Below are 18,095 nucleotides of genomic sequence, written 5' to 3'. Positions count from 1 at the left end.
GCGCAGGTCGAACACGATCACGTCATTTCGAAACGGAATGGCGCGCGGCAGGCGTAAAGTTGTCGATCCAACACAGGAGACGACGATGATTGATCCTTCCCAAACCGTCCCTGCCGCGTATTCCCGGCTGCAAAAACGCCTGCATTGGGCGGTGCTGCTGCTCGTGGCGGCGCAATTCACCGTCTTTCACGAAATTGGCCGCGCCTTCGGCCATGCGATGCATGGCGGTCGTGGCACCGATGGCGGCACCGTCGCCTTGCACGCTTTGACCGGCCTGACGATCCTTGGCCTGATGCTGTGGCGCTTGGCGATTGCCCGCCGCGACGGCGTTCCGGCGCTGCCCGAAGCCGAACCCGACTGGGCGGCCCGGCTTGCACGCGTGACCCATGCGGCCTTCTATGCCGTGCTGATCGCCATGCCGGTTCTGGGTGGGCTGGCGCTTTTTGCCCATATCGGACCGGCGGCCGGGCTGCACAAGCTGTTGGCCGGGGGGCTTTTGGGCCTGATCGCGCTGCATGTGACGGCGGTGGCCGTGCATCAATTGGCGTGGAAGACGAACATCCTGGGCCGTATGGCCTGAACGGCGGGGCTGACATTGCCGTGATCGGGCGATGCAGCCCTTGCCGTCGCCTTCTCCACGAAAGAACATGGGTCCGATCCATCGTAAGCGTTAACGTGATTCAACGCACCGACACTGGCCCCCTTTGGGCCCGTGCTGCGGTGCGTTTGGATCACCGCATCCGAGGCCGGGCCGGACAGAAAGACCGACGATGACCGAGACACCCGCCCCGCAATTGCAGCGTTTCCGGCAAGAGCCGAAGCGGCGCACCCTGACCGTACTGCGCGTCACCCAGCTCACTCCGGCGATGATCCGCGTGGTGCTGGGCGGCGACGATCTGGCGGACTTCGAAAGCCTTGCGCCCGATGATCACGTCAAGCTGTTCCTTGGCGCCGAGAGCGAAGGCACGCGGCCACAGATGCGCGATTACACGCCCCGCCGCTTCGATGCCCTGCGCCGCGAACTCACGCTTGATTTCGTCGATCACCCCGGCGGACCGGCTGCCGACTGGGCCCGCGCGGCGCGCCCGGGCGACAGGGTCGGCATCGGCGGGCCGCGTGGCTCGGCGGTCATCACCGGCCCGATCGCGCATTGGCTCTTGATCGGCGACGAGACCGCTCTGCCCGCCATCGGGCGCCGGATCGAGGAAATGGCGGCGGGAACGCCTGTCACCAGCCTTGTCGCCGTGCCCTCGGAGGCGGACCGGCAAGGTTTCGAAACTGCCGCGAAGCACGAAGCGCGCTGGGTCATCCGCCCACTGAGCGAGGCCGCGGACGCGGCACCGCTGCTGACGGCGCTTGCCGCGCTTGAGCTGCCGCCCGGCACCTTCGCCTGGATCGCCGCCGAGGCGGGGGTCGCCAAGGCCCTGCGCGCGGCGCTGATCGAGCGCGGCATGGCGCCGAACTGGATCAAGGCATCCGGCTATTGGGTCCATGGTCAGGCAGACGCCTCGGTGAAATCGCTCGAGGATTAAGTCAGGGGGCCGTCTTGCGATCCGGCCGGGGCTGCCGCCGTCGGGAACAGGCCGCACAAATGATCCCAGACGGCCCGCACCCTGACACTGCTGCGCAGCGTGCGGTGCATGGCCAGCCAGATATCCTGATCCAATTCGGGGATGTGCGGCAGAACCGCGATCAGGTCGTCACGCCCCTCGGCGATGAAATTGGCCAAGACCCCAAGGCCGCAGTCGAAGCTGACACCGTCGAAGATGCCAAGCGCGTAGCTGCACCGCAATCCCGTTGCCGGCACCCCCGGCAGCGCGGCCAGCCACCGCTCGGCAGCCAGGCCGGATCGCGCCTCGTCAAAGCCCACGAAAGACAGCGCGGACCAATCCTGCGCGGCAATCGCGGGGCCATGGCGGTCGTGATAGCTGCGACTGCAATACAGGCCGAATGTCATCCGGCCCAGCCGGCGCGACACCAGATCGCCGTTTTCCGGTCGAAAGGCGCGCAAACCGATATCCGTCTCGCGCCGCCCCAGGCTGTAGGGGCGATGCGAGGTCACGATTTCGACAGCCACATTCGGATGCAACGCGCGGAACCGGGCCATCCGCATGGTCAGGAAATACGACATCCATTCGTCGGCATTGATCCGCACCAACCCCTGTGCGCCCTGCACATCGCGGCCGCGCTCGATCTCGGCGGCGATCTCTTCCATCTGCGTCACCGAGGCGATGACCCGCAGCCCGGCCGCCGTTGCGACACAGCCGGACCGCTGGCGGTCGATCAGCTTCTCGCCATAGGCCGCCTCCAGCGCATCCAGTCTGCGCGACAGCGTGGCCGGGCTCAGGCGCAGCCTTTCGGCAGCCTGCCGCAGCGTTTTGGCCCGCGAGACGGCGGCCAGAATCCACAGGTCCGTCCAATCCATCTGTTTCATTTTCGCAACGCGATCCTTCGCATTCGGTGCTTTACAGCCAGAACCATAACACCGATGTCTTGCCCGTTCCAAATCAGGAGGACCGATGGCCCGTTGCATCCCTGTCGGCGTTTGGCCGAAAACCCGGCGCCAATGGCCCGAGCCCCTGTGCCGCCGGGCCTGCCCCTGCGCAACCGGTGCGGCGTGCGGCAGCGTGGCCATCCTTGCCCGCAGCCCGCAGGAGCCGTCCCATGCCTAAGGTGATTTTCGACACCGATCCCGGCGTTGACGACGCGATGGCGCTGCTGTTCTTGCACCTGCATCCCGAGGTCGAGCTTTTGGGCATCACCACGGTCTTTGGCAATGCCGCGATCGAGACAACGACCCGCAACGCCTTGTTTTTATGCGCCGCCTTCGGCATTGACGCGCCCGTTGCGCAAGGCGCGGGCGTGACGTTCGACCCCGCCCGCGCGCCGGGACAATGGCCCGAGGCCATTCACGGCCGCAACGGGCTGGGCGACATCGCCTTGCCCGAGCCGCTGACCCTGCCTGCGCTCGACCCCCGGGATGGGGCGCAATTCATCATCGACACGGTGCGGGCCCATCCCGGCGACGTGTCCATCGTTGCGGTGGGGCGGATGACCAATCTGGCGCTGGCCTTGCAGCGCGATCCGCAGTTGCCGGAGCTGGTCAAGGATGTCACGATCATGGGCGGCGCCTTCTGTGTGCAGGGCAATGTCACCCCGGCGGCGGAGGCGAATATCCACGGCGATCCCGAAGCGGCCGATCTGGTGCTGGGGGCCGCGTGGCCGGTGACGGTGATCGGGCTCGATGTCACGACGCAAACGCAGATGTCGCGGGCCGAGCTTGCGCAATTGGCACAGGGCGGCGGGTCGCTTGCGCTTTTGCACGACATCTCGCAGAAATACATCGATTTTTATGACCGCATCATCCCCGATGCCATGCTGGTCCATGATACCTGCGCCTGTGTTCATCTGCTGCGGCCCGATCTGTTCCGCACGGTGGAGGGGCAGATGCGGGTCGTCTGTGGCGGTATCGCCGAGGGGCAGACGATCCTGAAACCCGCAGGCCGCCCCTTTCCGCCCAGCCCCTGGGACGGGGTGCCAGTGCAAAGGGCGGCCATCGGCGTTGCGCCGGAGGCGGTGATGCATCTGATCGGGCAGGTGCTCTCGGGCCGGGGGTGATGCGCAGAACCGGGGCCAGCGCCAAAGCATGGCCGCCGTTTTCCGCAATGGGGGATGGCGCGAAACCATCCCCCAAAGGCACGGGCGCCGGGGGACGGGCCCGCCACCACGGCCGCGACATGGGCCGAGGCGGTCAGGCCAAAGAGATAGGCAAGCAACAGCGGCAGTTCCGCAGGCCGAGGCGTTTCGAGAACGGACCCGCCGCAGCCTTGCGCAAAGCGATGCCTTGCTGGCGCCGCTCGATCCGATGCGCCGGGTCATGGCCTTTCACGGGGGCGCCGAGATCGGGGCGGAGCATCCGATCGGGCAGAGCCTGTGCCGCGATGCGATCGAGGTGGCCCGGCTGAGCGACGATCTTCGCGTGCCGATGCGCGAGGCGCTGACCGCCTGGTCCGAACGGATCGCAGCCGCCTGTGAGGCGGCGCGGAGGCAGGGGCAATTGCCCCCCGGCACGGATACGCAGGCACTGGCGACGGCGCTGGTTCTGGTCGCGGCGGGAAGCGATCTGCTGGGTCAGATCGGGGCTGTCGCCGCGCCCCGGCAAAGCCTGACCGATGCGGTGCAGGCGCAGATCGCGCTGCATGTCGCGGCGGCCTTGTCCGGGGCCATATCGGCACCTGACAAGGCGTAAACGGCGGCCACGACGGGCGCGATGCGGCCCGTCCTGCGGCCGCATCGAAGCTGTGAAAGCTCAGACGACCCGCGCGGCGGATGTCTTGCCCCGGACAAGGCGCAAAAACCCCCCGGGGCGCCACTGCCGCTGCTGACGAAGCTGGTCCTTGCCGCCTTCGATGACCGAAAACAACGCGGGCACGAACCGCAGCGACAGCCCAGCGGACAGGATCAACCCGCCGATCACGGCCACGGCCATCGGCGCGCGAAACGCGCCGCCGGTGGCATGGGCAAGGGCAAGAATTGCATCGGCGCGGGTCGCCCCCCGGCGGATGGTTTCCTGCGCGAATTCCACCAGCATGATCGCGTTTTGGCCGCGATCCCCATCAGCATCAACAAGCCGATGACGACCGAAAGCCCGATCCCGGCGCCGTAAAGAGAGAGCGCAAAGATCGCTCCGCCGATCGCCAGAGGCAGCGACAGCATGATCGTCACACCGGGGCGCGCGGATCGGATGCGAACAGCCTTGACGAGCCCGGTCAGGAGAGGAAGTAAGATCGGTCAAGCCGTCCGGGCAAAGGCCATGGCGCCTGTTGCAACCTGATCGGGAGAGGCCCCATGTCCACCGATGATTTCGCCGAAAACCTGCGCGTCCTGGCGGGCTATGCCAAATCCGTCAGCGACATCTGCCGCTCCTGCGGGGTCAACCGCACGCAATTTCACCGCTATCTGGCCGGAGAGACCCTGCCCAGCCTGCGCAACCTGCGCCGCCTGTGCGATTACTTCGGGGTGGAAGAACACGAGATCTTGCTGGATCGCAAAAGCTTCCGCGACGTGATCCGGCTGCGGCCACCGCAACTGACGCAGGTGGCCGATCCGTTTCGCGATATCCAGACCCGCCTGTTCACCGGCGAGCCGCCCGGGCGGATCGCGATGGGCTATTACCATCTGATCTTCTGCCCGGAACCTGCTTCGCCGATTTTCTACCGCGCCGTCATGCGCCTGTCCGAAGCCAGCGGCGGCATCGTGATCAAGCTGATGGAACGCTACAAGCGCCCTGCCCTGACCCTGCCCGAAGTGCTGAAATACGAGGGCACCGGATTTTTGCGCGCGGGGCGGTTGTTCAGCCTGATGCAGGAGGTGCGGCACCGCCGCTCGACCTGGTTCACCGTGCTCAGCGTCGGCGACTTTGCCAACCCGCGGGTATTGCACGGCACCGCCGTCGGCTCCGACCCCGAGGGGAATGCAGGGATCCTCAGCTTTCCGGTGGTCTGGCTGTGGCTGGGCGAAAAGCCCGACCTGCGCAAGGCCATCGGCGACTGCGGGTATTACCTTGCCGCCGAAATCGCCCTGCCGCCCGAAATCGAGAATGCGCTGATCCGGCACTGAACCGGGACGCGGACTGGCCGCAAATCCGCCCCCCGGCCGGGATCACGCCATTCGGATGACCGATGCCGCCCCGTGCTTGCACGCCACGGCCGCATCGACATCGGCTGCGGTGCCCATGGCGATCGTCGCGATCTGGGCTTCGGTCGCGGGGTTTTCGACGGCCGGCCGGTCCGAGCCCCGTGGCTCGACCCATTCGCCATTGATGAAGAACTGACAAGTCTTGAGGGGGATCATGAACGTCCTCACAGTTTGTCGCGCAGGGAATACCACGTCATCGCCGCCACAAGGAGCGGCGTTCGCAGGCGGGGTCCGCCCGGAAAGGCAGGCGTTGGAAGGGCCGAGAGCACGTCGAAGCGTCCGGCCTGCCCCGCCACCGCTTCGGCCGCCATCTTGCCCGCGAGCGTCGCAAGCGCCACGCCCTGACCGGAAAAGCCGCCCACCGACAGGGTCGCAGGCCCGAACCGCTCGAAGAACGGCAGGCGTGACATCGTGATGCCCAGCGTGCCGCCCCAGGCATGGTCGATCCGCGTGCCGCGCAGCTGCGGAAACACCTGCAGCATCGGGCGCAGCACCTTGGCGCGCAGATCGGCCGGAAAGCGGTAGCCATAGCTTTCACCCCCGCCAAAGATCATCCGGTTATCCTGTGAAAGACGGAAGTAGTTGATCACGAAGCGGCTGTCGGCAACGGCATAACGGTTCGGAATCAGCTGATTGGCGCGTTCGGGGGAAAGTGGCTCCGTCACCGCGATAAAGTTGTTGATCGGCATCACATGCGCTCCCAATCCGGGCAGGATGTTGTTGTGATAGCCGTTCAGCGCCAGGATCAGATGATCCGCCTCGATCGTGGCGTGATCGGTGTGGACCCGTGGCCGTGCCCCGGTCTCGATCCGGATCGCGCGGGAACATTCGTGCAACTGCGCCCCCGCCTCCTGCGCCAGGCGCGCCAGACCAAAGACATAGCGCAGCGGGTGCAGATGCCCGCTGCCCATGTCGAGCGATCCGCAATGATAGTCCCGACTGCCGATTTCGGCCCGGATCTCGTCGCGGTCCAGAAACCGGATCTGCTCGTAGCCGTAGTGGCGATGCATGTGTTCGACATGCTGGCGCGTCTCGGCCTCGAACCGGGCGCGATGCATCGCGTGGATGACGCCATCCGTCCAGCCACAGTCAATATCGCCCGCGGCGATCAACGCGCGCACCAGCGCCACCGCCTCGGCCGCCCAATTCCAGAGCAGCTGCGCCCTGGGGACACCAAGCATCTGCTCGAGCGTCTCCTGATCAAGCCGCTGCCCCATGCCGACCTGACCGCCATTGCGCCCCGAAGCGCCCGAACCCAGTCGCGACGCCTCGAGCAGCACCACCGAAAAGCCCTGCCGCGCCAGATGCAGCGCCGCGGACAGGCCGGCATAGCCGCCGCCCACGATGCAGACATCCGCGCTCATCGCACCATGCGCCCGGGCAAACGCCGCGGGAGGCGTCGCCGTCGCAGCATACCAGCTGCCCGGATGAACGCCGGGCCTGTCATTGATCGTCAGAATGTCCATGCCGTCCCCGGTTCCGTCACACGTTCAGCAAGAGATGCTTGCGTTCCCACGGAGAAATCTCGCGTTGAAACTCGTTCAACTCGGCCAGCTTGATCGCCGAAAACAGCTTGCAGAACTCGCTGCCCAGCAGGTCGTGCATTTCCTGCGCCTCGTTGAAGGCGGCAAGCATGTCGAACGGCCCTTCGGGCAGCAGCGCGCCGTTGCGGAAGATTTCGCCGCGCGCGGCGGGGCTGGGCTCGATCCGTTCCACCATGCCGCGATAGCCCGCGACCAGGGTCGCTGCGAGCGCGAGATAAGGGTTGGCATCGATGCCGATGACGCGATTTTCGACCCGGAGGGCCTCGGGTTTCGAATTGGGGATGCGCAACCCGGTGGTGCGGTTGTCATAGCCCCATTCGAGATTGGTCGGCGCGCTCATCCCCCCGGTCAGGCGCCGGTGGCTGTTCACATAGGGCGCCATCAAGGGCATCAACTCGATGATATGCTGCTGTGAGCCGCCGATGAAATGGAAGAAGGCTTCCGAGGGCTTGCCGTCCTCGCCTGCAAAGATGTTGCGACCCGTGGCGATGTCCACGACGCTTTGATGCACATGCATCGCAGAGCCGGGCTGATCGCGCATCGGCTTGGCCATGAAGGTGGCGAAAACCCCGTGTTTCAGCGCCGCCTCGCGGATCGCCCGTTTGAAGTAGAACACCTGATCGGCAAGGTTCAGCGGGTCACCATGTTGCAGGTTGATCTCCAGCTGGCCCGCCCCGCCTTCCTGAATCAGCGTGTCGATCTGTAACCCCTGCGCTTCGGTGTAATCGTAGATCGTGTCGATCACCGCGCCATATTCATCGACCGCCACCATCGAAAACGCTTGCCGCCCCGCGCCGGGCCGCCCGGTGCGCCCCACCGGCGGCTCGATCGGCTCGTTCGGGTCAAGATTGGGACGGGTCAGGTAAAACTCGATTTCCGGCGCGACGATCGGTGCCCAGCCCTTGTCGGCGTAGAGTTTCAGCACCCGTTTGAGCACGTTGCGCGGGGCAATCGGGATCGGCGCCCCCTCGCGCGTTTCCAGATCGCAGATCACCTGCAGCGTCAGGTCATTCGCCCAGGGCGCAGCCGAGGCCGTGCTCATGTCGGGGCGCAACACCATGTCCATTTCGGTCCATTGGTCCGCCAGCCCCTCGACATCGACATATTCGCCGGTGACGGTTTCGTAAAACAGCGAATTGGGCAGATAGAACGACTGATCCGGGGTGAATTTGTAAAACGGCATCGCCTTGCCGCGCGACATGCCCACGAGGTCCGGAATGATGCATTCCACTTCCTCGATCTTGCGCGTGCCGCGATGCAGGCGGAACGCCTCGGGCAGAGCGTCCTGCCAATACGGGTGCAAGGGATCGCTCACGGCTTCCCCCCCGCCGATCGGCCTTGCGCCGCCCGGGGGCGGGTCAGTGTCGTTGCGCTGCGCGCTTGCGCAGGTCCATGGCTTTTCACGCGGTCTCCGGTCATGCGCCGTACGTCCCTCCCAAGGGATATTTTCTTGTGTTTTTGACTGTCGCGGTGGCGGGGTGTCGCATCGTTGCCGATCCGTGTTCCCCACCGGAGCCCCGGATCAGCCCGATCCCAGGCGGCCCTTTTGGCCCCGCAGCCTCAGGTTGCCATGCGATTTAGGGAATGTCTTGCGAAGAATCGCCCAACAACTGTCGCCAATTGTTCGGTCAAGCGGTCATACAGAGACCCTCGGTGGGCCGATCCTGTGTTGCCCGAGTCGCCAGCGGGTGCCAGTATCCCCTTATAAACGACACCAACAGGGTCATCCGAGCGACGTCACATTTCGGACCAACCGGGAGGGCATCGCAAACAAGGCGCCAGCCGGAACGGGCTGCGTTTTTCGAACCGACGCCAGAACCTGCCCCGATCCGGCCTGCCGGACCGGCCTTGGTCTTGCGTCCGGAGCCTCGGCGTGACCCGCCACGAGGACGACAATGAACAGCTTCGCCGATATCGTGATCCACAATGCACGGGTTATGACCCAGCAACCGGGGGCCCCCGAAGCCGACTGGATCGCCGTCTCGGGCCGGACCGTCAGCGCCCTTGGTCTTGGCTCGGCCGCAAGGCATATCGGACCGCAAACGCGTGTCGTCGATGCCGGCGGGGCGACGGTGCTGCCCGGCTTGAACGACGCGCATCTGCATCTCTTTGCGGGCGGGCTGTCGCTGTCGCAACTGTCGCTGGTCGGCGTGTCGGGGCAGACGGACTTCCGCGCCGCCGTCGCAGCCTATCGTGCCAGCCGCCCCGGCCTGAGCTTTCTCGCGGCAAGCGGCTGCGATTATCGCATCCTGGGCCAGACACCGCTCGACCGACACGCGCTTGACGCGATTTGCCCCGATATTCCGATGCTGGTGATGGCGGCTGATTACCACACCGCCTGGGCCAATACGGCGGCGCTGCAGCTGGCCGGCATCGCGCAGGGCGCAGATGTCGGCGAGGGCTCCGAGATCGTTCTGGACGCCGGCGGGCGCGCCAGCGGGGAATTGCGCGAATTTGCCGCCATCGACAGCGTGCGCGCCTGCAACCCGGCGGCGAAAACCCATTCCCGCGCCGCGCAGGCGCCGCTTGAGCTGCCCGAGGTGACCGAGGCCGAACGCGCCGCCGACAAGGAGGTGCTCTGGCAGGCGCTGCTCCATTGCGCCACGCAGGGGCTGACGGCGGTGCAGAACATGGATGGCAGCCTTTATCAACTGGACCTTCTGGCCGAACTCGACCGCGACCGCGGCCTGCCGGTGCGGGTCAGGATGCCGTTTCAGATCACCGAAGGCATGTCGCCCGAGGCGCTGGCACAGGCCGCGCGGTGGCGGCGCAGCTATGCGACGCCGATGCTGCGCTGTGATTTCGTCAAGATCTTTGCCGACGGGGTGATCGAGTCGGGCACAGCGAACCTCGTGGCGGATTACGCCCATCTGCCCGGTCACAGCGGCGCGCCGTTGCTGTGCGACGATCATCTGCGCGCCCTTGTCGTCGAGGCGGATCGGCTGGGGTTTCAGATCGCGGTGCATTGCGTCGGCGACGGCGCGGTGCGGCAGGTGCTGGATGCTTTCGAAGTGGCGCGTCGGCAGAATGGCTGGCGCGAGGCACGCCACCGGATCGAGCATATCGAACTGGTCGATGCCGGGGATCTGGGCCGGTTCGCCCGGTGGGGGGTCGTCGCCTCGACGCAGCCCACCCATGTTCCCGAGGCAGGCGAGGGCTATCTGGACCTGATCGGCACGCAGCGTTCAAGTGCCGCTTTCGCGGTTGCCGATCTGCGCGATGCCGGCGCCGAGATCGTCTTTTCGACCGATTGGCCGATCGCGCCGCTTTCTCCCTTTCTCACGCTGGAGGCGGCCTTGGCGCGTCCCGACTGGCCGGGGGCGCGCGATCACCGCGTCGGTCTGGCCGCGGCGCTTGGCGCGATCACCCGGGCCGCCGCCTGGATTGCCTTCGACGAAGCCGAGCGCGGAAGGTTGACGCCCGGGATGCTGGCCGATCTGACCTTGCTCGACCGCGATCTGTCCGTCTGTCCGCTGTCCGAGATCGCCACGACGACCGCCCGCCTGACGATCTGCGACGGACAGGTGACCCACGATACGATCTCCCCCCTTTCCCGCGCCTGAGTGATCTGCTCGCCCCGGCCGGGGCGGGCGGCACGCGATGGCTTCCTTCCCCAGCGAGCAGACCTGAAGCACCCATGGCCCCATCGACCTCCAGTTCCCCGACCTTCGCCCCTTGGGATGATCCTGCGGCATCCCCCCTGATCCGCTTCGAGAACGTGACGAAGAGGTTCGGCACCTATACCGCCATCGAAAACCTGAACCTGTCGATCTACCCGCGCGAGTTCTTCGCCCTGCTGGGCCCGTCGGGCTGCGGCAAGACGACGATGATGCGGATGCTGGCCGGGTTCGAGGCGCCAAGTGCCGGGACGATCTTTCTGGACGGCAACGACATCGGTCCGGTGCCGCCCTACGAACGCCCGGTCAACATGATGTTTCAGAGCTACGCGCTGTTTCCGCATCTCAATGTCTGGGACAACATCGCCTTCGGGCTGCGTCGCGCGGGGATGAAACGCGATCTGATCGCCGCACGGGTCGAGGAAATGCTGCGCCTGACGCGGCTGGAAAAATTCGCCCGCCGCAAGCCGGAACAGATTTCCGGCGGGCAACGTCAGCGCGTCGCCCTGGCGCGCGCGCTCGCCCGCGCGCCGAAACTGCTTTTGCTCGATGAGCCGCTGGCGGCACTCGACAAGAAGCTGCGGCAGGAAACCCAGTTCGAACTGATGGACATTCAGGAACGCACCGGCACGACCTTCGTCATCGTCACCCATGATCAGGAAGAGGCGATGACCGTCGCCAGCCGGATCGCGGTGATGGATCATGGCCAGCTGATTCAGGTGGCAACACCCGCGGGCATCTACGAGACGCCGAATTCGGTCTATGTCGCTGATTTCGTCGGCGAGGTGAACGTGATCGAGGGCACGCCCGACCGGGCCGGAACCGGCGCCTTCGCCATCACCTTCGCGCAAGGACAACCACCGATCCGCGCCGTGACGGACAAGACCCTGCGCAAGACCCAAAAGGTCTTTTACGCCCTGCGCCCGGAAAAGATCTATGTCTCGGCCGAGCCTTCGACCGAACGGGCGAACTGCTTTGGCGGCAAGATCATCGACATCGCCTATGTCGGCAATGTCTCGACCTATCATGTCGAGCTGGCGGGCGGGCAGCGCGTCAAGGCGCAGATGACCAATGCCCAGCGTCTTTCGCGCCGCGCCTTCACCTGGGGCGATACGGTCTGGCTGTCGTGGACCGACACCGCCGGCCTGATCCTGACACGGTGATGCGATGACCCTGCGCCGCACCGCCCTTATCGCGATCCCGTTCTTCTGGCTGTTGCTGCTGTTTGCAGTTCCCGTGCTGATCGCTGTCAAGATCTCGCTCTCGCAAGCCGCAACCGCAATCCCGCCCTATGCGCCGACCTTCGATCTGTCCGGCGACCTCGCGGCGCTGCGCGAGAGCCTGTCGCAGCTCAACTTCGACAATTATGTCTTCCTGACCGAAGACGATCTTTACTGGAAGGCCTATGTCTCCAGCGTCAAGACGGCGCTGATCGCCACCCTGTTCACCCTGATCGTGGCCTATCCGATCGCCTATGCGCTGGCGCGGCTGCCCGATCGCTGGCGCAGCGTGATGCTGCTGCTGGTCGTGCTGCCGTTCTGGACCTCGTTTCTGATCCGGATCTATTCTTGGATCGGCATCCTGTCGAACGAGGGGCTGGTGAACCAGGTCCTGCAAAGGATCGGCGCGATCACCGCGCCGCTGCATATCCTCAACACGCCCTTCGCGGTCTATGTGGGCATCGTTTACGCCTATCTGCCCTTCATGGTGCTGCCGCTCTTTGCGACGCTGGAAAAGCTCGATGAATCGCTGCTGGAAGCGGCGCAGGATCTGGGCTGTTCGCGGCTCAAGGCGTTCTGGCTGGTGACGGTTCCGCTGTCGCGACCGGGGGTGATTGCAGCCTGTTTCCTCGTCTTCATCCCGGCGATCGGCGAATTCGTCATCCCCACGCTCCTGGGCGGATCGAACACGCTGATGATCGGCAAGGTGCTTTACGAAGAGTTCTTTTCGAACCGCGACTGGCCCGTCGCTTCGGCTGTGGCGGTGGTGTTGCTGCTGATCCTCGTGGTGCCGATCATGCTGTTTCAGCGCGCCCAGGACCGTTTGCAAGCGGAGGAGGTCCGGAAATGAGACGCGCACCAAGCTGGTTCAATATCACCTCGTTGATGCTGGGGCTGGCCTTCCTCTATCTGCCGATGGTGGTTCTGGTCCTCTACAGCTTCAACGCCTCGCGGCTGGTCACGGTCTGGGGCGGGTTCTCGACCAGGTGGTATGCGGCGCTGTTTCACGATGACCAGTTCATCACCGCGGCGATGATTTCGCTGCGGGTGGCGCTGGCGGCGGCGACGCTGTCGGTCGTGCTGGGGACAATGGCCGCCTATGTGCTTGTGCGGGCCGGCAAGTTTCTGGGGCGCACGGTGTTTCAGGGGATGATCTTTGCGCCCCTCGTGATGCCCGAGGTGATCACCGCGCTGTCGATGCTGCTCTTGTTCATCGCGACCGGGGTGAACCGGGGGCAGGCGACGCTCGTGGTGGCGCAGACCACCTTGCTGATGTGCTTTGTCTGCGTCGTCGTTTCGGCCCGCCTTGCCAGCCACGACCGCGCGATGGAGGAAGCCGCCCTCGATCTGGGCTGCACGCCCTTTGCGGCCTTCCGGCTGGTGACGCTGCCGATCATCGCCCCGGCGGTGATCTCGGCCTGGCTGCTGGCGTTCTCGATGTCACTGGACGATCTGGTGATGGCTGCCTTCATCGCGGGGCCGGAGGCGACCACCTTGCCGGTGCGGTTGTTTTCGGCAGTGCGGACCGGCGTCTCGCCGCAGATCAACGCGCTTTCCACCCTGATCATCGGCATCGTGACGCTGGGGGTCATCGTTTCCTCGCTGATCACCCGTCATGCGGCGGTACGGGCCAGCCGACTGGCCCGGCAAGACGAAACCTGACCGCCCGACACCCCACCCGCTTTTCCCGGCAAGGAGGCCCGATACCCCGCAGTCCGATCCCCCACGGCACCAGAACAAGACGACACCATAAAAAACGACAGGGACCACATGAAACACCTCCAGACGTTTGCCTGTGCGGCAGCGACCGCCTTTCTATCTGCCGGTGCAGGCTTTGCACAGGATGCCGCCGAACCGTTTCCCGCCACCGGGATGACCTTTGTCGGCGTTTCGCTGAATTCGGATTACGTCCTTTATTCGGTCAGTCAGAACCATGAACAACCGGCCTTTCAGGCCTATGTCGAGCATAATTGGGCGAATGGGCTTTATGCGGGGCTGTGGACCTCGCAGATGGATTATTCCGAATTCGGTCTGGACGACAATTTCGAATTCGACGCCTATATCGGCTATCGTGGCGGCTTTCAGAAAGTCTCCTATGACCTCAGCTATTACCGGTATTATTACGATCACACCGGCTTCGATTATGACGAATTCATCGGCATTGTCGATTATCACCTTACCGACGCCTTCCTTGTCGGGGGCAAACTGCGGCTGGCCCAAGGCGGGACCTATGATGACGAGCAGGTCTACGGCGTCCATGCGAGCTACGACCTGACCCCGAAAACAACGCTGAGCTATGAGTGGATGACCAATTCCGCCGATGCCAACAATGATTGGAACTTCGGTGTGAAACAGCAGTTGACCGACAGCCTGTCGGTCAAGGCAACATATTACGATTCCAACTTTTCCAAGGATATCCTTGGTGTCTCCCTGTCCTGGGATACCGATTTCGCCAGCCTCTTCGGACCGAAGAGCTGAACCACCAAAGAAAGGATGATCCGATGCAAAAAGCTCTCCTCCTGGCTGGCGCTTTCGCCTGCCTGAGCTTGCCCGCGATGGCGCAGCAGGACAGGCTGCATATCTACGCCTGGCAGGATCTGTTCGCGCCGCAGATCCTTGACGATTTCACCGCTGCAACCGGCCTGAAGACGGTCTATGACAGCTATGATTCCGATGAAACGCTGGAAACCCGGCTGCTGTCGGGGGACACCGGCTATGATTTCATCGTGCCCTCGGCCTCGCCGTTCCTGATGCGCGAAATTCAGGCCGGCGCGCTGGAGAAACTCGACAAGAGCCTGATCCCGAATTACGACAAACAGATCCCCGCGCTTCTGGAGTTGCTGAAGAAAAGCGATCCGACGCTGGAATATGCCGCGATCGGCGGTTGGGGGACGACCGGGCTTGGCTACAATCTCGACAAGGTCAAGGCGCTGCTGCCCGATGCCCCGCTTGACAGTTATGACTTGATCTTCAAACCGGAAAATGCCGCGAAGCTGAAGGACTGCGGCATCGCGATGGTCGACAGCCCGACCGACATCGTGCCGATCACGCTGAATTATCTGGGGCTGAACCCCGAAACGACCGACCCCGACGAGATCAGGCAGGCGATGGAGGTGCTGGCGCAGATCCGCCCCTATGTCACGCTCGACAAGGGCCGGATGATGACCGACATGGCCAATGGCGACATCTGTCTGGCCATCGGCTTTTCGGGCGATCTGATCGGTGCAAGGATGCGCGCGACCGAGGCGGGCAATGGCCAGCACATCACCTATGTGATCCCGAAAGAGGGGACGCTGGCCTGGATTTCCGCCCTCGCCATCCCGAAGAACGCCCCCAATCCGGCGGCCGGAAACGCCTTCATCAACCATCTGCTTGATCCCAAGCAGGCCTCGGTGATGTCGCTGACGCTGGGCTATGCCAATGGCGTCGAGGGCTCGCGCGCCTTGCTGCCGCCCGAGATGGCGAATGATCCGGTGATGTTCCCCGATGACGCGACGATGCAGCGGCTGTTCACCGGCAGCGCCGAAAACCCCAAGGTGACGCGGCTTTTGAACCGCGAATGGACCCGGTTCCGCACCGCCAACTGAAGGCGGGTTCTGCCCCGGACGCCCAAGATCATCTGCCGGAGGGGCTTTCCCTCCGGCCTCATCCCCTCTGCGGAGCCCGACATGTCCTCCCCTTTCGTGCAGACCCGAAGCGGGCCGCTTTGCGGCACGCAGGCTGAAAACGGCTGCCTTGCTTTCCTTGGCATTCCCTATGCCGAACCGCCCGTCGGTGATCTGCGGTTTCGTCCGCCCCGTCCGGTCCGGCCCTGGACCGCGCCGCGCGAGGCCACGCGTTTCGGTGCGGCGGCGGTTCAGGTCTACATGCCCGAGATGGGCCCGCCCGTCGATTTTTACGACGTGCCGCCCGAGGGACCGGTGACTGTCGTCGGCGACGAGGATTGTCTGACGCTGAACGTCTGGACCCCCGCGCTCGATGGGGGCCTGCGCCCGGTCTATGTCTGGATTCATGGCGGCGCGAACCATCTGGAAAGCAGCCGCCTGCCGATCTATCACGGCGACGCGCTGTGCAGGCTGGGCGATATCGTCGTCGTGTCGCTGAATTACCGGCTGGGGGCCTTCGGTTTCATGGATGTGGAACCGATCCTTGGACCGGAGTATCGCGGCGCGTTCAACAACGGGCTGCGCGATCAGTTTCTGGCACTGCACTGGATCCGCGACAACATCGCCGCTTTCGGGGGCGATCCCGAGAACATCACGCTGGGCGGGGAATCCGCGGGCGGCATGGATGTCAGCTGGCATCTGGTGTCAGGACGGTTGCGCGGGATGATCCGCCGCGCCGTGGTGATGAGCGATGTCATCGGCCCTGCCGGGATCGGTGGCGACGGCCCGGCCTATCGCCATGATCCGCAAACGGTCCGGGCGATCAGCCTTGACGTGATGACCCGCGCCGGGATCGATACGGCTGCGGCTTTGACCGGTCTTTCCGGGCATGACCTGTGCGCCCGCATCGGCGCCATTCCCTGTGGCGAGGAGCTCTTCGGCCTCGACGGGCAGTTCTACCCCGGGCTTGACGGGGAGACCTGGGCACAAGAGCCGCTGGCGGCAGTCTCGGCGGGCGCGCTCGACGGGATCGACCTGATGATCGGCTATACCAATTACGAGGCCGGGCTGTGGCTGAGTTGGAACCCCGAATTGCTGGAGCGCAACCCGGCCTGGATTGCCGAACGCTTCGGCTTCCTGTCGGACAAGACGCAGGCCGCCGCGGTCGCGGCCTATGCGCAATTCTTCCCGACCGAGCCGCCCGGCGTGCAGGCGATGCATCTGATATCGGACTGCGGCTTCACCCTGCCGGTGACGTGGTTTGCCGAACGCGCCGCCGCACGTGGCGCAAAGGTCTGGATGTATCGCTTCGATCTGGAGGTGGACGAGACCCGCAAGGCGATGCATGCGGCCGACCTGCCGTTCTTCTTCGCCCGCCCGCATGAAGCTTGCAGCGAGGAGTTGATCGGCCCTGCGAGCGGCCCCGATGCCGTCGCCCTGCGCGACCGGCTTTGCGCCGAGATGGCCGGCGCGCTGCTCGCCTTTATCCGCGACGGCAGTCCCGCCGCGCCCTGCCTGCCGGACTGGCCGCGCTTTGATCCGGCCGACCGCGCGACGATGATCTTCGATCCGGTAGAAAGCCATGTCACCTGCAAGCCATTGGGCGCGCGACAGGATTTCTGGAACGAGACGCTTGGCACGACGTTCGTCGGCCGCAATGCCGCCCCCTGTGCCGGCGCCCAAAAGGAGAGCAACGCATGATGTTTCCCACCCTTGACGACGACAGCGCCCGCTTTGGGCTGCGCCTCGCGCTGCGACTGGCGGTGACGCTTGGCCCCGACGAAGAGATGGGCGCCTGCGCAGGCGGGCTGCGGCGGAACTATCCGATCACTGGCGGGTGCTTTGTCGGCCGCAACATCCGCGGCGCGGTGATCGGCTCTGGTGCCGATATCTCGGTGCTGCGCCCCGATGGCATTTGCGAAGTCGATGCGCTGTATCGCATCCGCGCCGAGGATGGCACGATCATCGTCGTGCATAACCACGGGCTTTACGATGCCCCGGAGTTCGGTCCCCGTGGCCGGGATTACCTGGTCACCCGCCCGGCCTTCATCGCCCCGACCGGCCAGCATGACTGGCTCAACCGGTCGCTGTTCATCGGCACCGTTGACGATATCGAGGGCGGCGTGCTGGTGTCCTGCTACGAGGTTCACAGATCGCAGGCGGCATGATGCGGCAGGACAGCCCTGCGCAGGCCAAGGATGGGAAAACAGCCATGAGGGCACCGAAGAACGGCGATGTTTCCTTCTGGTTCGCCGATATGGGCGGTGTTCCGCCCTGCCGCGCGCCCCTGCCCGGGGATATCGACGTTGACGTTTGCATCGTCGGTGCGGGCTTCACCGGGCTTTGGACCGCCTATTACCTGAAGCAGGCGCAGCCCGGGCTGTCGATTGCGGTGGTGGAAAAGGACTTTGC

At 64.8% G+C, this 18,095-nt stretch carries 19 protein-coding genes; 14 read left to right on the top strand and 5 right to left on the bottom strand.

Annotated elements, in window-relative coordinates:
• Positions 1–85: 85 nt before the first annotated feature.
• Positions 86–580 carry a cytochrome b gene (locus FBT96_RS07190; RefSeq protein ID WP_169583284.1) on the top strand — a complete coding sequence of 165 codons (495 nt, stop codon included), beginning with the start codon at positions 86–88 and terminating at the stop codon, positions 578–580.
• 190 nt (positions 581–770) lie between these two features.
• The gene (locus tag FBT96_RS07185) at positions 771–1,532 is read left to right on the top strand and encodes a siderophore-interacting protein (RefSeq protein ID WP_136905630.1); all 762 of its coding nucleotides are present in this window, start codon (positions 771–773) and stop codon (positions 1,530–1,532) included.
• Here the strand turns inward: FBT96_RS07185 and FBT96_RS07180 are convergent.
• On the bottom strand, positions 1,529–2,635 hold the full coding sequence (locus tag FBT96_RS07180) for a LysR family transcriptional regulator (protein WP_212635364.1): 1,107 nt from the start codon (positions 2,633–2,635) through the stop codon (positions 1,529–1,531). The genes FBT96_RS07185 and FBT96_RS07180 overlap by 4 nt on opposite strands.
• A gap of 29 nt (positions 2,636–2,664) precedes the next feature.
• Here FBT96_RS07180 and FBT96_RS07175 point away from each other — a divergent pair, with 29 nt between their 5' ends.
• Complete coding sequence (locus FBT96_RS07175; RefSeq protein WP_136905629.1) at positions 2,665–3,618, top strand: nucleoside hydrolase; 954 nt, start codon at positions 2,665–2,667, stop codon at positions 3,616–3,618.
• A gap of 226 nt (positions 3,619–3,844) precedes the next feature.
• Positions 3,845–4,249, top strand: a complete 405-nt coding sequence (locus tag FBT96_RS07170) for a TetR family transcriptional regulator C-terminal domain-containing protein (protein WP_136905628.1) — start codon at positions 3,845–3,847, stop codon at positions 4,247–4,249.
• 60 nt (positions 4,250–4,309) lie between these two features.
• Here FBT96_RS07170 and FBT96_RS21710 read toward each other — a convergent pair whose 3' ends face one another.
• Positions 4,310–4,795: a hypothetical protein gene (locus tag FBT96_RS21710; RefSeq protein WP_455769540.1), complete on the bottom strand. Its 486-nt coding sequence runs from the start codon at positions 4,793–4,795 to the stop codon at positions 4,310–4,312.
• Between the two features lie 53 nt (positions 4,796–4,848).
• Between FBT96_RS21710 and FBT96_RS07160 the strand changes: the two genes are divergently transcribed.
• Positions 4,849–5,619 (top strand): helix-turn-helix domain-containing protein, encoded by a 771-nt coding sequence (locus FBT96_RS07160; protein WP_136905627.1) that lies wholly within the window; start codon positions 4,849–4,851, stop codon positions 5,617–5,619.
• A gap of 42 nt (positions 5,620–5,661) precedes the next feature.
• Here FBT96_RS07160 and FBT96_RS07155 read toward each other — a convergent pair whose 3' ends face one another.
• Genes FBT96_RS07155 through FBT96_RS07145 form a run of 3 tightly spaced genes read right to left on the bottom strand, consistent with a single transcriptional unit; the run spans position 5,662 to position 8,556 of the window.
• Positions 5,662–5,853, bottom strand: coding sequence for a hypothetical protein (locus FBT96_RS07155; protein ID WP_136905626.1), 192 nt, complete (start codon positions 5,851–5,853; stop codon positions 5,662–5,664).
• An 8-nt stretch (positions 5,854–5,861) separates the two neighbouring features.
• On the bottom strand, positions 5,862–7,163 hold the full coding sequence (locus tag FBT96_RS07150) for an NAD(P)/FAD-dependent oxidoreductase (protein WP_136905625.1): 1,302 nt from the start codon (positions 7,161–7,163) through the stop codon (positions 5,862–5,864).
• Between the two features lie 16 nt (positions 7,164–7,179).
• Entirely contained in the window at positions 7,180–8,556 is a 1,377-nt protein-coding gene (locus tag FBT96_RS07145; protein ID WP_249306358.1) for a glutamine synthetase family protein, read from the bottom strand.
• Between the two features lie 580 nt (positions 8,557–9,136).
• Between FBT96_RS07145 and FBT96_RS07140 the strand changes: the two genes are divergently transcribed.
• From FBT96_RS07140 to FBT96_RS07100, 9 genes are all read left to right on the top strand, one after another.
• Positions 9,137–10,804 (top strand): amidohydrolase, encoded by a 1,668-nt coding sequence (locus FBT96_RS07140; RefSeq protein WP_136905624.1) that lies wholly within the window; start codon positions 9,137–9,139, stop codon positions 10,802–10,804.
• A 74-nt stretch (positions 10,805–10,878) separates the two neighbouring features.
• On the top strand, positions 10,879–12,021 hold the full coding sequence (locus FBT96_RS07135) for an ABC transporter ATP-binding protein (RefSeq protein WP_136905623.1): 1,143 nt from the start codon (positions 10,879–10,881) through the stop codon (positions 12,019–12,021).
• Between the two features lie 10 nt (positions 12,022–12,031).
• Positions 12,032–12,928: an ABC transporter permease gene (locus tag FBT96_RS07130; protein WP_136905681.1), complete on the top strand. Its 897-nt coding sequence runs from the start codon at positions 12,032–12,034 to the stop codon at positions 12,926–12,928.
• Positions 12,925–13,740, top strand: a complete 816-nt coding sequence (locus FBT96_RS07125; RefSeq protein ID WP_136905622.1) for an ABC transporter permease — start codon at positions 12,925–12,927, stop codon at positions 13,738–13,740. Before FBT96_RS07130 ends, FBT96_RS07125 begins: the two co-directional genes overlap by 4 nt.
• Before the next feature lie 108 nt (positions 13,741–13,848).
• Complete coding sequence (locus FBT96_RS07120) at positions 13,849–14,556, top strand: TorF family putative porin (protein WP_136905621.1); 708 nt, start codon at positions 13,849–13,851, stop codon at positions 14,554–14,556.
• Between the two features lie 23 nt (positions 14,557–14,579).
• On the top strand, positions 14,580–15,665 hold the full coding sequence (locus FBT96_RS07115; RefSeq protein ID WP_136905620.1) for an extracellular solute-binding protein: 1,086 nt from the start codon (positions 14,580–14,582) through the stop codon (positions 15,663–15,665).
• A gap of 81 nt (positions 15,666–15,746) precedes the next feature.
• A complete protein-coding gene (locus FBT96_RS07110; RefSeq protein WP_136905619.1) occupies positions 15,747–17,384 on the top strand; it encodes a carboxylesterase/lipase family protein in 1,638 nt (545 codons plus the stop codon).
• A complete protein-coding gene (locus tag FBT96_RS07105; protein WP_136905618.1) occupies positions 17,381–17,851 on the top strand; it encodes a DUF3237 family protein in 471 nt (156 codons plus the stop codon). The genes FBT96_RS07110 and FBT96_RS07105 overlap by 4 nt, the downstream gene beginning before the upstream one ends.
• A 44-nt stretch (positions 17,852–17,895) precedes the next feature.
• The coding region (locus tag FBT96_RS07100) for an FAD-dependent oxidoreductase (protein ID WP_136905617.1) at positions 17,896–18,095 on the top strand (200 nt) is incomplete at its 3' end.

The sequence above is a fragment of the Rhodobacter capsulatus genome, from assembly GCF_005144475.1.
GTDB classification, from domain to species: domain Bacteria; phylum Pseudomonadota; class Alphaproteobacteria; order Rhodobacterales; family Rhodobacteraceae; genus Rhodobacter; species Rhodobacter capsulatus_C.
The sequence above is the reverse complement of the archived record's forward strand: the minus strand, read 5'-3'. Positions and strand labels throughout refer to the sequence as shown.